Below are 12,528 nucleotides of genomic sequence, written 5' to 3'. Positions count from 1 at the left end.
TCACATCCCCCCGGTGATCCGGGCGAACTCCTGCAGCGCCCCCTGGAACGCTTCCGGCCCGACCGCCAGCGGCCCGGCGAAGGCGCGGGAGATGTCCCAGGTCAGGTAGGTGCCGAAACCCAGCAGCGCGGCCGTCGCCAGCAGCGGCAGCATCGCCAGCCCGCGCGGCCTGGCCCCGGCGAGGAACGGGAAGACGACGACCAGCACGCCCGTGAGGATCGTCAGCAGCAGCAGCCCGTCGGGCGGCGACGCGGCGGCGTCGGCGGTGCGCTGGGCGCGGGCCGTGGAGATGGCGCTGAGCTGCTCCAGCACGCCGGCCTTGGCATCTTCCTCGTCGTTGTCGCTCGTCTGCAACTCGGTGACGCGGCTGCGCAGGTCGTCCATCCGCTCGGCGCCGACCGGGTGCATCTTGCCGTCGGCCATGACCGGCCACTCGTCTCTCACGACGAACGCCACGTAGTCGCGCAACGACCGCCGCACCTCCTCCGGCGCGGAGCCGGGCAGGTCGGCGGCGGCCCAGTAGGCGTCGACCGCGGCCTGACTCTCGGCGTGGGTGTTGAGCCTGGCGGCGTCGGCCGTGGTCCATGGCACGATGATCGCGATCGCGAACACCAGCAGGAACATGGCCGAGAGCATCGCCCCGGCGTGCGCGGCGGACGGGCCGCTGGGATCGCGGTCCTCGCCCGCTCTCGTCACCCGCCTGAACAGCAGCGCGGTGAGCGCCACCGCGCCTACCGCCGCCAAGATCGAGAGCGTGTACGCCACCATGAAGATCTCCCGGATCTCTTTCGGATACGCAGTGTCACATTACTATCACACAGCGCAATGATGGCGTCAGGCGGTGAAAGGTAAAGTCCCGGGCAACCCCATGCCCGGCCCCGCGAGTCGCGCCCCCGGACCGGCACAGACGGCATTCGAGGGGTGTCCGCGTGCGGCGATGTCACTGTCGATGGACGGCCCGGTGAGGCGGCATCCCTTACGAGGCAACACCTCCTGCGAGGCGGCATCCCTCGTGAGGCGGCATCCCTCGTGAGGCGGCGCTGCCGGAGGCAACCACCCCGGAGCGCCGCCTCCGGGCAGGTGCCCGAAAGATGTCTCTGCGGGGGTGAAGGCACTCGGGGCGGCCCGCATGGCTACGTGCGGGCCGCCCCGATGGCCGCGGACCCGGCGCCGGTATGGCGAGGACCGGCGCTGCGACGTGGCAGCTGCTCCACGGGGGCCGTCGGGCACCTTCCCCTGCGCGGCGAGGACCCCGGCCGTCCCTCCGCGAACGGCCTGAAGATCCACACTGCGCCCCTCCCACAGGGACGCCTCACATGGTGGGATATTTCCGGATACGGCGCGTCAGGGTCCGACCTAGGGATTCCCCCGGGTGTGACCTCCCTCCAGCACGCAGATCAACTCCAGCCACCCACACCACCCCGGTCACCGCCCCTTCGTGACGCCGACCCACCGGGCGCCATCGCCCAAACGCCCTCCGCCCAAGGCCCGCCGCCCGCCGACGCATCGACGCATCGACGCATCGACGCAACCGTGCCATCACCGCCGCCGTCCCGATCAGCGCCACCATGCCATCGGCGCCAGGGGACCTGCTCTAAGGTCCGGGTGACGGGACCCCGGTGGAGGGATCGCTGGTGGGGATCGGTAGGCGGGAGCCGGACGCGAGGCAGGGAGCTGGGAGCGCCGCCGGCGGCTGAGGACGGCAGCCGGGAGCGAGGGTGGGAGCCGGCCCTGGGAGCCGGGGCGGTGGACGGGGGCTTGGTGATCGTGGGTTGTGGGGCGGGTTGCTGGACGGATTGGCGGGGTTGACTGGGGAGCATCACCAAATGTCCAACGGTTTGGTGATATTTCGGGAATCTGGGGACCATAGGGGGCGTGAATCTCAACGGCCGTAAATTCGTGATGGTGAGCTCCACGGCGAGCGTGGTGAACCCCGACAGCCCCACCCGGTTCGAGTACTGGGAGGACGACGAGGTGGTGTGGGGCAGCTACACGGGCGACACCGTGACCCAGGGGCGCTTCGTCGGCACCAGGGACGGTGACCAGGTGTCGATCACCTACGTGCACGCACTGGTGGCCGGAGGCAAGGCGGCCGGGAGGAGCACCAGCCGCATCGAGGCCGGTGAAAACGGGCGGCTGCGGCTGGTGGAGGAGTTCGCGTTCGAGGGGGATGACACGCCGCACGTGAGTGTGTGCGCCGAAGTGGCCTGATCGCCGAGCCGAGCGCGCACGTCAGCCGTCCCCGAGCTGAGCGCGCACATAAAGACCGTCCCCGAGCCGAGCACACCCGTCAGCCGTCCTGACGCAGCAGCGCAGGTCTTCGATCCTTCTGGTGCAGGGAGGCGGCCGTCCTGGTGAGAGACGTCAGCCGTCCTTGCGCAGGGCGGCGCGGCCCTCGGCGGCGCCGACGAAGCGCATCTTGCCGAGCGGCACGTCCCCCTGCGCCTCAGGAGCCGGTCGTCGCGGGGCGCGCGGCCGGTCACGGTCGCCGTCGCTCGGCAGCACGTACGGCCGCCTGAGCACCTCGTCCAGGATGAACACCGTCTCCGTCGCCTTGACGGCGGGGATGTTGGCCAGCCGGTCGGTCACCATGGTGTGCACGGCGGCCACGTCGGAGACCCGTACCTGGATCATGGCGTCGTGCTGGCCGGTGGTGATCGCGCAGTACTCCACCTCCGGCATCCTGGCCAGCTCGGCCCTGAACTGCTTCCACATCTGCTGGCGTACGGTCACGAAGATCAGCGCCGTGATGCCGAGCCCGGTCCTGACGTGGTCGATCTCGGCGGTGAAGCGCTTGATCGCGCCGTCGGCGCGCAGTGCCTCGAAGCGGGTGTAGGCGTTGGCGCGCGAGATGCCCACCCGCTCGGCCAGCGCGGCCACCGAGATCCGGCCGTTCTCGCGCAGGACCTCGAGGATCTTCATGTGGACGTCGTCCAGTTCGAGCCCGATGCCGATCCGTCCAGGTTGACCGGCACCGCCGACACCATTTCTGGAAATTTCACTCATCATTACCTCACCGCACTTTATATCCGTCTTGCTGACCGCACAGAGCCTGGACGTTCTGCCGGACAATCCTCGACATCCTTCTGCTGAACGTCCAATTTTGGAGGAACTACATGGCGACCCGCTCGCAGACGGCGGCTGTGCTGCTCGCCGGTGCACTCGCCCTCGCCGCCTGCGGAAGCGGCGGCGGCACCTCGCAGACCCCGGCCGCGGCCGGGGGCAAGACCCTCGTCATCGACACCTCCTTCGACCTCAAGACGGCCGACCCGGGCCGCACGTACGAGCCGACCGGCCTGATCATCGGCAAGGCGGTCTACGAGACGCTGCTGACGTTCGACGGGGCCGACGTGACCAAGCCGGTGCCGGCGCTGGCCGAGTCGTACGAGCTGTCCGAGGACGGCAAGACGCTGACGCTCAAGCTGAAGCAGGGGGCCACGTTCGCCGACGGCTCACCGCTGACGGCCGACGACGTGGTGTTCTCGCTCACGCGGGTGCGTGACATGAAGGGTACGCCGTCCTTCCTGCTGGACGGCGTCGAGGTGGCCAAGACCGACGACTCGACGATCACGCTGACGTCGAAGGCGGCCAACCCGGCCCTGCCGTTCATCCTGCCGAACCCGGCCCTCGGCATCATCAACAGCAAGCTCGCCAAGCAGAACGGTGCGACGACGGACCCGCAGGACAAGGCCGAGCAGTACCTGAACGCCTCCTCGGCCGGCTCGGGCCCGTACCAGATCGAGTCGTTCAACGTGAGCAGCCAGGTCACGCTCAAGGCGAACCCGAAGTACTACGGGACCAAGCCCGCCTACGACAAGGTCGTCATCCGCAACGTCGAGGCCGCCACCCAGAAGCTGAACGTCCAGCGCGGTGACAGCCAGGTGGCGCTCAACCTGTCGGGCGACCAGGTCACCGGCATGCCCGCGACCCTCCAGGTGAAGAAGACCCCGTCGGCGAACGTCATCTTCCTGCTGGCCAACCAGGACTCCGGCATCAGCAAGACGACCACGAACCCCAAGTTCGTCGAGGCCGTGCGCAAGGGCGTGGACTACGCCGGACTGCTGGAACTGGCCGGCGAGGGCTCGACGCAGGCCCCCGGCGTGATCCCGTCGCAGCTCCTCGGCGCCCTGCCCGCCGACCAGGGGGCCAAGCGCGACGTCGAGGGCGCCAAGGCGGCGCTGGCCGCCAGCGGGCTGTCCAACCCGACGGTCAAGCTGGAGTACCCGAGCGAGCTGACCGTGAACGGCCTGTCGTTCCAGCCGCTGGCCGAGCGCATCCAGGCCAACCTCAAGGAGGTCGGCATCACGGTCGACCTGCAGCCGGCGCCGGTCACGACGGCGCTGGACAACTACCGCAACGGCAAGGAGGAGATGGGCCTGTGGTACTGGGGCCCCGACTACCCCGACCCGAGCGACTACCTCGCCTTCCTGCCCGGTAAGACGGTGGGCCTGCGGGCCGGCTGGAAGAAGGGCGCGGCGAAGGAGATCGAGGCCGCGGGCGACAAGGCCGCCGTCACGATCGGCGACGAGGCGCGCGGGGCCGCGTACGTGGACGTCCAGACGAAGCTGAACGCCTCGGGCCCGTTCGTGCCGCTGATCCAGCCGGGCCAGAACATCGTGACCGCCGCGTCGGTGACCGGCCTCGAGTACCACCCCGTGTGGACGGTGGACGTCGCCGACCTCGGCGCGAAGTAAGGGCGGCACAGGGTGCATCCGCTCGCGCGGTTCCTGATCCGGCGGATCCTGCTGGCCGTGCTGATGGCCTGGGGCATCACCCTGGTGACGTTCGTGCTGACGAACCTCGTCCCGGGTGACCCCGTGGCCGCCAACCTCGGCCAGCGGGCCCTGGGCGATCCCGCCATCGTGGCGCAGTGGCGGGCCGAGCACGGCCTGGACAAGCCGCTCTGGCAGCAGTACCTCATCCACCTCCAGGGCCTGGTCCAGGGCGACCTGGGCATGAGCCAGCAGAGCCACCGCCCGGTGAGTCAGGATCTGGCCGAGTTCGTCCCGGCCACGCTGGAGCTGGCGGGCGCGGCGATCCTGGTCTCGCTCGTGCTGGGCGTGGGCTTCGGCGTGGTGGCGGCGCTGCGCAGGGACCGTCTCCCGGATCACGCGCTGCGGGTGCTGAGCCTGATCGGCATCTCCGTGCCGACGTTCTGGCTGGCGCTGCTGGCGTTCTACGTGTTCTTCTACCGGCTGCAGCTCACCCCGGGCAGCGGCCGGGTGGACGTCGCGCTCGGCCTGGCGCCGCCCGTGACCGGCCTGCAGACGGTGGACGCGCTGCTGGCCGGCCGGTGGGACATCTTCGCCTCCGCCGCCGGCCACCTCGTCACACCCGCCCTGGTGCTGGCGCTCTACACGATCGGGCTGCTGACCAGGTTCACCCGCTCGGCGGTGCTGGAGGTGCTGGGGCAGGACTACGTGCGCGCCGCGAGGGCCAAGGGCCTGCCAGGGCGCACGATCCTGTTCCGGTACGTGCTGCGCTCGGCCCTGGTGCCCATCATCACCGTGGCAGGCCTGGCCTTCGGCAGCCTGCTGTCCGGCACCGTGCTGGTCGAGGCGATCTTCGCCTGGCCGGGCGTCGGCCAGTACGCCTACAAGAGCGCCACCACCCTCGACCTGCCCGCCGTCATGGGCGTCGGCCTCGTGGTGGGCATCGTGTACCTGGTCATCAACCTGATCGTGGACGTCCTGTACGGCGTCATCGATCCCCGAGTGAGGCTCCAATGAGACGGCGCGACCCCCTCGCGCGCAAAGGCCTGCTGCGCAGGCTGCCGGAGGCGTGGCGCCAGCCGCTGGCCGTCGTCGGCGGCGTGCTGGTCGTCGCCTGGCTCGTGGTCGCGCTGGCCGCGCCCGCGCTGGCGCCGCACGACCCCCTCGCCCAGGAACTGCCGCGGCTGGCCGCTCCAGGGCCCGGCCACTGGTTCGGCACCGACCAGCTCGGCCGCGACATCCTCAGCCGGGTCATGTACGGGGCGCGCGTGTCGATCCCGCTGACGCTGCTGCTGGTGGCGCTGTCGGTGCTGATCGGCGGCCTGCTCGGCGCGTGCGCCGGGTACTTCGGCCGCTGGGTGGACGAGACGATCATGCGGGTGGCGGACCTGGTGTTCGCCTTCCCCACGGTCATCCTGGCCATGGTGGTGGCCGCGGCGCTCGGCGCGAGCCTGACGAACGCGGTGCTGGCCGTGCTCGTCGTCGCCTGGCCCGCCTACGCGCGGGTGACGCGCGGGCTGGTGCTGGGCGTGCGGGAGCGGGAGTTCGTGCTGAGCGGGCGGCTGCTGGGCTTCTCGGTGTGGCGCTCGCTGCGGGTCGACGTGCTGCCGAACGTGACCGGCCCGGTGCTGGTGCTGGCCACGCTCGACATCGGCACGGCGCTGCTGCTGCTGTCCGGGCTGTCGTTCCTGGGCCTGGGCGCCAAGCCGCCCTCGCCCGAGTGGGGGGCGATGGTCGCCTCCGGCGTCGAGGTGTTCGACAGCTGGTGGGTGGCGACGTTCCCCGGTCTGGCGATTTTGACCGTGGTGCTGGCGTTCAACTTCCTCGGCGACACCCTGCGCGACGCCCTCGACCCCCGTACGGCCCGCGCGATCAAGGAGCGTGCGCTGTGACGCTGGACATCACCGAGCTGAAGGTGTCGATCGGCGGGAAGGACATCCTGCGCGGCGTCGACCTGCGGCTGTCAGAGGGCCGGGTGCACGGCCTGGCCGGGGAGAGCGGCTCGGGCAAGACGATGACCGGGCTGGCCGTGCTGGGGCTGCTGCCGCACGGCGCGCGGACCACGGGCGCGATCCGGCTCGGCGAGCGCGACCTGCTGACGCTGCCGCCCAAGGAGCTCAACCGGGTGCGCGGCGGCGAGGTCGCCATGGTCTTCCAGGACCCGGCGACGAGCCTGCACCCGATGCTGACGATCGGCAAGCAGCTCACCGAGCACATGCGTCACCATCTCGGCCTGGGCAAGGCGGAGGCGAAGGCGCGGGCGGTGGAGCTGCTCGGCAAGGTGCGCATCCCGGGCCCGGCGGAGGCGTACGGGCGCTTCCCGCACCAGTTCTCCGGCGGGATGCGGCAGCGCATCGCCATCGCCGTCGCCCTGGCCTGCTCGCCGAAGGTGCTGATCGCCGACGAGCCCACGACCGCGCTGGACGTGACCGTCCAGGCGGGCGTGCTGCGGCTGCTGCGCGGCCTCTGCGACGAGCTGGGGCTGGCGGTGCTGCTCGTGACGCACGACCTGGGCGTCATGTCGGCCGTCGCGGACGAGGTGAGCGTGATGAAGGACGGTCTGGTGGTGGAGTCGGGGCCGCGCGCCCGTGTGCTGCGCGAGCCCGAGCACCCCTACACCCGCTCGCTGCTGGACTCCCTGCCTGATACGGAGCTGTCATGAGCCTGCTGACCATTGACGACCTGGTGGTCGAGCACCGCTCCCCCGGCCGGCCCGTGGTGCGGGCGGTGGCCGGGGCCAGCCTGGCGGTCCATCCCGGCGAGGTCGTCGGGCTGGTCGGCGAGTCCGGCTGCGGCAAGTCGACACTGGCCCGCGCGGTCTGCGGGCTGAACCCGATCACGGCAGGCTCGGTCGCCTTCGACGGGCAGCCGGTCACCCCGCTCGGGCTGCGCCGCAGGAAACTGACCGGGATCCAGATGGTGTTCCAGGACCCGTACGCGTCGCTGAACCCCAGGCGGCGGGTGGGCGAGCAGATCGCCGACGGGCTGCGCACCTCGCGCGACACCGCCACCACCCCCGCCGACCTGCTGGAACGCGTCGGGCTTCCGCGCGACTTCGCGGGGCGGCACCCGCACGAGTTCTCCGGCGGGCAGCGGCAGCGCATCGCCATCGCGCGGGCGCTGGCGGCCAGGCCGCGGCTGCTGATCGGCGACGAGCCGATCTCGGCCCTGGACGCCTCCGCGCAGGCGCAGGTGGCCAGGCTGATGCGGGACCTGGCCGTGGAGTCGGGGGCGGGGCTGCTGTTCATCAGCCACGACCTGTCGGTGGTGCGGCTGATCGCGGACCGGATCGCGGTCATGTACCTGGGCAAGATCGTCGAGGTGGGCGACACGGCCGAGGTGTGGGCCGAGCCGCGGCACCCGTACACGAAGGCGCTGCTGGGGGCGATCCCCAAGCCGGACGGGCTGGGCGTGCTGCCCGCCGAGCTGCCGGGAGATGTGCCCGATCCGGCGAACCCGCCGGGCGGATGCCGGTTCAGCCCGCGCTGCCCGATGGTGATGGACGTGTGCCGCGAGAAGGAGCCGGACTTCGGGCCGGTCGCCTGCTGGCTGCACGAGCCCAAGTGAGCCGCGAACCGCGCGACGCCGTAGGCGGCCGGGCGGCGGACGCCGGGGGCCCGCACGAGGCGGTGAGCGGCCGGGTGGCGGACGCCGGAGAGCCGCACGACGCCGTGAGCGGCCGGGTGGCGGCGGTGCGGGAGGCGATGGCGGGGGCCGGGGTGGACGCGCTGGTGCTGCGGCCCTCGCCGGACTACCGGTTCCTGGGCGGGGGTCCCGACAGCCGGGCGGGGGCGTTCATCGTCGTGACGGGCGACGCGGTGGCCGAGACCGCCGATCCGGCCGGGCTGGTGCCCGAGGGGGCGCGGCGGGTCGGGGTGGATCCGGAGATGCGGGTCCGGGAGCTGTTCGGGATGGCGATCGAGGCCGAGCTCGTGCCCGCCTCGTCGGTGCTGGCGCCGCTGCGGCTGCGTAAGGAGCCGTACGAAGTGGAGGCCATCGGCCGGGCGGTGGCCGCCGCGGAGGGGGTGCTGGCGCGGGCGCGTGAGCTGGCCTGGTTCGGGGCGACCGAGCGGGCGATGGCGCACCGGCTGCGGGTGCTGCTGGCGGAGTCGGGCTGCGAGGAGTTGGTCGCGCTGCGGGTGGCGGCGGGCGAGCACACGGCGCGGCCCGCGCACGTGCCGGGCGAGCGGGTGATCAATCCCGGCGACGCGGTGACGGTGTCGGTGTGCGGGCGGTGGGGCGGCTACTGCGCCGAGGTGGCCAGGGTGTTCGTGGTGGCCGAGCCGCCGGAGGACTTCGAGGCGATGTACTCCGTGGTGACGGCGGCCTACCGGGCCGGGCTGGGGGCGGTGCGGCCGGGCGTCGCGGTGGCGGAGGTGGCGCGGGCGGTCGGCGAGGTGATCGACGGCAGCGGGTACGGGCGCTTCGCCGCACCCCGCACCTGCCGGGGTGTCGGCCTCGGGCCCGACGAGGGGCCGAGGGACGGCGAGGACACCATGCTGGCGGCCGGGATGACGTTCTGCCTCGAACCGGCCATCTACGTGCCCGACCTGTTCGGGGCCCGGGTGGCGGACGTGGTGGCCTGCGCGGAACGGGGCCCCGTGCCGCTCGGCTCCAGCCCGCACACGCTGCACGTTCTCGACCGTTAGCCCCTGCGCCGCCGTACGGGAGCGCTCGACTACGCTGGTCACCGTACCGGTGGGTGAGCGGCTCGGGCTGCCCCCGCCTGTCCTGATGACGCTGCTGGGCATCGTGCTGGCCGCCCTGCCCTTCGTCCCGAACGTGGACGTGCCGCCCGGCATCGTGCTGCCGCTGCTGCTGCCTCCCCTGCTGCCTCCCCTGCTGTACGCGGCCGTCCAGCGCACCTCGTGGCGGCAGTTCGCGGCCAGCCGGCAGCCGATCTTCCTGCTCGCCGTGGCGCTCGTCTTCGTGACCACGGCGGCCGTGGCGGCGGTCGCGCACGCGCTCGTGCCGGGCTGCCGCTGGCGGCGGCGGTGGCCATGGGCGCGCTGGTGGCGCCGCCCGACCCGGTCGCGGCCACGGCGGTGGCGGGCCGGCTCGGGCTGCCCAGGCGCCTGGTGTCGCTACTCGAAGGCGAGGGCCTGTTCAACGACGTCACCGCGATCGTGCTCTACCACGTGGCCATCGCGGCGGCCGTGACCGGCACCTTCTCGTGGCCGGGTGCGCTGACCGAGTTCGTGCTGTCGGCCGTGGTGGCCGTGCTGGTGGAGACGGAGGGCGGCGGGCCGTTCCCCGAGCGGGCGGTCATCGTGTTCATCTCCTTCGCGGTCATCCTGGTGACGCTGATCGTGCAGGGGCTGACCTTGCCGTGGCTGGTGACCAGGCTCGGAGTGAAGGGCGACACGGCGGCCGAGCGGGAGCTGGAGAAGCGGCTGGCGGTCGAGGCGGCCAGGGCGGCCAAGCGGCGGCTGCGGCAGATCGACGAGGCCGAGGACCTGCCCGAGGAGGTGGTCGAGCTGCTGACCCGGCGCATGATGGACCTGGGCCTGCGGATCAGCCACGAGATCGCCGACGACGAGCGGCGCGAGGCGTACGAGCAGCGGGCCCGGCGGATCAAGCTGGTGCGGCGGGTGCAGGGCGAGATGTTGTCCGCCGCCCGGCAGGTGGTCCTGGAGGCGCTCCGGGACCCGGGCGCCGACCCGGCGGTGGTCTCCCGCGTCCTGCGCCGCCTCGACGCCAGAAGCTGGCGCTGACCCGTCCCGCGCCACCCCGACGCCAGATGCCGGCCCTAAAGCCAGCGCTGCAGCCGGCCCTGAAACCAGCGCTGAAGCCGGCCCTGCCCCCCGCCTTCGGCTCAGAGGACGGCGGCGGCCAGCTTTCTGGCCTCGTCCGCCCAGCCCGCCAGGAACATCAGGGCCGCGCCGCGTTCCCGGTAACGGCGGGTGGCGTCCACCGGGCGGGAGCCACCGTAGTCGAGCTGCGCCTCTCCCGCCTGCCGCAGCATCAGCGGCGGCGCCAGGAAGTCGTACTTGACCGCCGACGCGCACACGGCCAGCCGCACCAGCCGCTCGTCACCGCGCCACCCCGACTCCCGCAGCCCGCGAAGATAGGCCCCGTAGACGGCCGCGTCCAGCTCGGGCAGCAGGGCGGCGGGCAGGAACAGGTCGAAGACGCTGTCGGGGATGTGATCGCCGATGTCCTCCCCGAGCGCGCCGTCGCCGGTGAACGCCCAGTCCAGCAGCACGCTCTCGCCGCCCGCGTCGATGACGTTGCTCGGCCACAGGTCGAGGTGGCACAGCGCCCTCGGCAGCGACTCCATGACGGCCAGGAACTCCTCGCGGTCGCGGTGCAGCCGGATCAGCTCGCCGCGCAGCTCCGGCGGGAAGTTCGCGGCCACCAGGGGCTGCCGCCAGGCGGCGTCGTCGTCCAGCGGCTCGTACGGGACCCGCCTGGCCTCCAGGTAGTCCCGCAGGAAGGACCGGCTCAGCCACGGCCGTTCCACGGGCGTCGCCGCCCCCTGCGCCCCCTGTGCCAGGCCGAGCTGGTGTCCGAGGCGCGCGTGGCGGGCGACGTCCCACGTGGTGCCCGGCGCTCCCGCGACGTCCTCGGTCCACAGCGCCAGGTCGCCGTCCGGCCGCTCGGCCAGCTCCAGCAGCCGGGGCGCGCGCAGCCCGGTGCCGGCCCAGAGGCCCGGCAGGCCGCTCGCGTACACGTCGGCCTCCCTGCGCCAGTAGTTCCAGTGCCGCGGGTCCTCGGAGTGCTCCCACCCGGCGGGCGCCTCCTTGCGCCTGGTCAGGACCTTGAGCACCGCCGTACGGGAGCCGGCGCGGGCGCGCCAGATGCCTCGGGTGACGGCGTTGTTCGGGTTGTGCGTGAGCGGTTCGAGCACGGCGTCAACCCCGCCGAACACGGTCATGAGCTCTTCTTCCACCCGGGCAGCCTAGAACCGCACAACCGCCGTCCGCCCCCTGATAGGGCGGGGCCACGAAAGGGCGGGGTCGTCTTGGTGAATCCGCACGAACACCGGCGAACGGCGATGGCATAGCGTCGCCAAGGAGATGTCCGTGAGAAAGGGTCGGCCGTTGATCGAGGTCAGGGAGCTCCACGAGATACCGGAGCTCGAAGGCGTGCACGCGCTGTTCGACGGCATCTGGCACTTCGGCTCCGGCGACCCGCCCATCACGCTGGAGCTGATGCGGGCGCTGGCGCACGCCGGCGGCTACGTGGCCGGGGCGTTCGAGGACGGGCGCATGGTCGGCGCATCCGTGGGGTTCCTGGCGGCAGGGGGCGCGCTGCACTCCCACGTCACGGGCGCGACGGCCGGGCACGGCATCGGGTTCGAGCTCAAGCAGCACCAGCGGCGCTGGGCCCTGGAGCGCGGCCTGGAGCGCATCACCTGGACCTACGACCCCCTGGTGCGCCGCAACGCGCACTTCAACCTGGCCAAGCTGGGGGCCAGGCCGGTGGAGTACCTGCCGGCCTTCTACGGCGTCATGGAGGACGCGATCAACCAGGGCGACGAGTCGGACCGGCTGCTGGCGTCCTGGCCGCTGAGCGCGCCGCACGTGGAGGCGCTGGCGCGGCGGGAGCCGTACGTGGTGCCGGTCCCCCGCGACGCGGTGGTGGCGCTGGCCGACGAGGGCGGGCGCCCGGTGCAGGGATCCGACGACGCCGACACCGTGCTGGTCGCGGTGCCGGCCGACATCGAGGGGTTGCGCCGGGCCGACCCGGGCATCGGCAAGGCGTGGCGGCACGCCGTGCGCGAGGTGCTGGGGGGCCTGATGGCGCAGGGCCGCCGGGTCACGGGGTTCTGCGGGAAGTCGTACTACGTGTTGGAGAGACGATGAAGTGGGAG

The 12,528-nt window shown here is 72.3% G+C and carries 12 protein-coding genes and 1 pseudogene; 10 read left to right on the top strand and 3 right to left on the bottom strand.

The features are described from left to right. Positions 1-768 (bottom strand): hypothetical protein, encoded by a 768-nt coding sequence (locus AB0C27_RS12380; RefSeq protein ID WP_357841912.1) that lies wholly within the window; start codon positions 766-768, stop codon positions 1-3. Positions 769-1,875: 1,107 nt separating this feature from the next. Between AB0C27_RS12380 and AB0C27_RS12375 the strand changes: the two genes are divergently transcribed. Beyond that, a complete protein-coding gene (locus AB0C27_RS12375) occupies positions 1,876-2,211 on the top strand; it encodes a hypothetical protein (protein WP_357841909.1) in 336 nt (111 codons plus the stop codon). A gap of 153 nt (positions 2,212-2,364) precedes the next feature. Here AB0C27_RS12375 and AB0C27_RS12370 read toward each other — a convergent pair whose 3' ends face one another. After that, positions 2,365-2,922, bottom strand: coding sequence for an Lrp/AsnC family transcriptional regulator (locus AB0C27_RS12370; RefSeq protein ID WP_346115027.1), 558 nt, complete (start codon positions 2,920-2,922; stop codon positions 2,365-2,367). Between AB0C27_RS12370 and AB0C27_RS12365 the strand changes: the two genes are divergently transcribed. From AB0C27_RS12365 to AB0C27_RS12330, 8 genes and pseudogenes are all read left to right on the top strand, one after another. Then, positions 2,923-3,093: a hypothetical protein gene (locus AB0C27_RS12365; RefSeq protein ID WP_346115026.1), complete on the top strand. Its 171-nt coding sequence runs from the start codon at positions 2,923-2,925 to the stop codon at positions 3,091-3,093. 23 nt (positions 3,094-3,116) lie between these two features. Continuing rightward, positions 3,117-4,694 (top strand): ABC transporter substrate-binding protein, encoded by a 1,578-nt coding sequence (locus AB0C27_RS12360; protein WP_357841906.1) that lies wholly within the window; start codon positions 3,117-3,119, stop codon positions 4,692-4,694. Between the two features lie 12 nt (positions 4,695-4,706). Continuing rightward, positions 4,707-5,729: an ABC transporter permease gene (locus AB0C27_RS12355; RefSeq protein ID WP_357841903.1), complete on the top strand. Its 1,023-nt coding sequence runs from the start codon at positions 4,707-4,709 to the stop codon at positions 5,727-5,729. After that, positions 5,726-6,604 carry an ABC transporter permease gene (locus AB0C27_RS12350; RefSeq protein WP_357841900.1) on the top strand — a complete coding sequence of 293 codons (879 nt, stop codon included), beginning with the start codon at positions 5,726-5,728 and terminating at the stop codon, positions 6,602-6,604. Before AB0C27_RS12355 ends, AB0C27_RS12350 begins: the two co-directional genes overlap by 4 nt. Continuing rightward, on the top strand, positions 6,601-7,374 hold the full coding sequence (locus AB0C27_RS12345) for an ABC transporter ATP-binding protein (protein WP_357841897.1): 774 nt from the start codon (positions 6,601-6,603) through the stop codon (positions 7,372-7,374). The genes AB0C27_RS12350 and AB0C27_RS12345 overlap by 4 nt, the downstream gene beginning before the upstream one ends. Beyond that, positions 7,371-8,279 carry an ABC transporter ATP-binding protein gene (locus tag AB0C27_RS12340; RefSeq protein ID WP_346115021.1) on the top strand — a complete coding sequence of 303 codons (909 nt, stop codon included), beginning with the start codon at positions 7,371-7,373 and terminating at the stop codon, positions 8,277-8,279. The genes AB0C27_RS12345 and AB0C27_RS12340 overlap by 4 nt, the downstream gene beginning before the upstream one ends. Then, complete coding sequence (locus AB0C27_RS12335; protein WP_357841893.1) at positions 8,276-9,361, top strand: M24 family metallopeptidase; 1,086 nt, start codon at positions 8,276-8,278, stop codon at positions 9,359-9,361. The genes AB0C27_RS12340 and AB0C27_RS12335 overlap by 4 nt, the downstream gene beginning before the upstream one ends. An 85-nt stretch (positions 9,362-9,446) precedes the next feature. Beyond that, a pseudogene (locus AB0C27_RS12330) lies at positions 9,447-10,426 on the top strand (cation:proton antiporter). A 101-nt stretch (positions 10,427-10,527) separates the two neighbouring features. Here AB0C27_RS12330 and AB0C27_RS12325 read toward each other — a convergent pair. After that, complete coding sequence (locus AB0C27_RS12325; protein ID WP_357841891.1) at positions 10,528-11,604, bottom strand: hypothetical protein; 1,077 nt, start codon at positions 11,602-11,604, stop codon at positions 10,528-10,530. 133 nt (positions 11,605-11,737) lie between these two features. Between AB0C27_RS12325 and AB0C27_RS12320 the strand changes: the two genes are divergently transcribed. After that, the gene (locus AB0C27_RS12320) at positions 11,738-12,520 is read left to right on the top strand and encodes a GNAT family N-acetyltransferase (RefSeq protein ID WP_357841888.1); all 783 of its coding nucleotides are present in this window, start codon (positions 11,738-11,740) and stop codon (positions 12,518-12,520) included. Positions 12,521-12,528 lie beyond the last annotated feature (8 nt).

The sequence above is a fragment of the Nonomuraea sp. NPDC048882 genome (assembly GCF_040649755.1).
Taxonomy (GTDB): Bacteria; Actinomycetota; Actinomycetes; order Streptosporangiales; family Streptosporangiaceae; genus Nonomuraea; species Nonomuraea maheshkhaliensis.
Note: the sequence above shows the minus strand (reverse complement) of the source record. Positions and strands in the feature narration are given on the sequence as shown.

Coding starts and splice junctions, on each gene's coding strand:
- AB0C27_RS12380 (WP_357841912.1), bottom strand. CDS start 768: ATGGTGGCGTACACGCTCTCGATCTTGGCGGCGGTAGGCGCGGTGGCG.
- AB0C27_RS12370 (WP_346115027.1), bottom strand. CDS start 2,922: ATGAAGATCCTCGAGGTCCTGCGCGAGAACGGCCGGATCTCGGTGGCC.
- AB0C27_RS12360 (WP_357841906.1), top strand. CDS start 3,117: ATGGCGACCCGCTCGCAGACGGCGGCTGTGCTGCTCGCCGGTGCACTC.
- AB0C27_RS12350 (WP_357841900.1), top strand. CDS start 5,726: ATGAGACGGCGCGACCCCCTCGCGCGCAAAGGCCTGCTGCGCAGGCTG.
- AB0C27_RS12340 (WP_346115021.1), top strand. CDS start 7,371: ATGAGCCTGCTGACCATTGACGACCTGGTGGTCGAGCACCGCTCCCCC.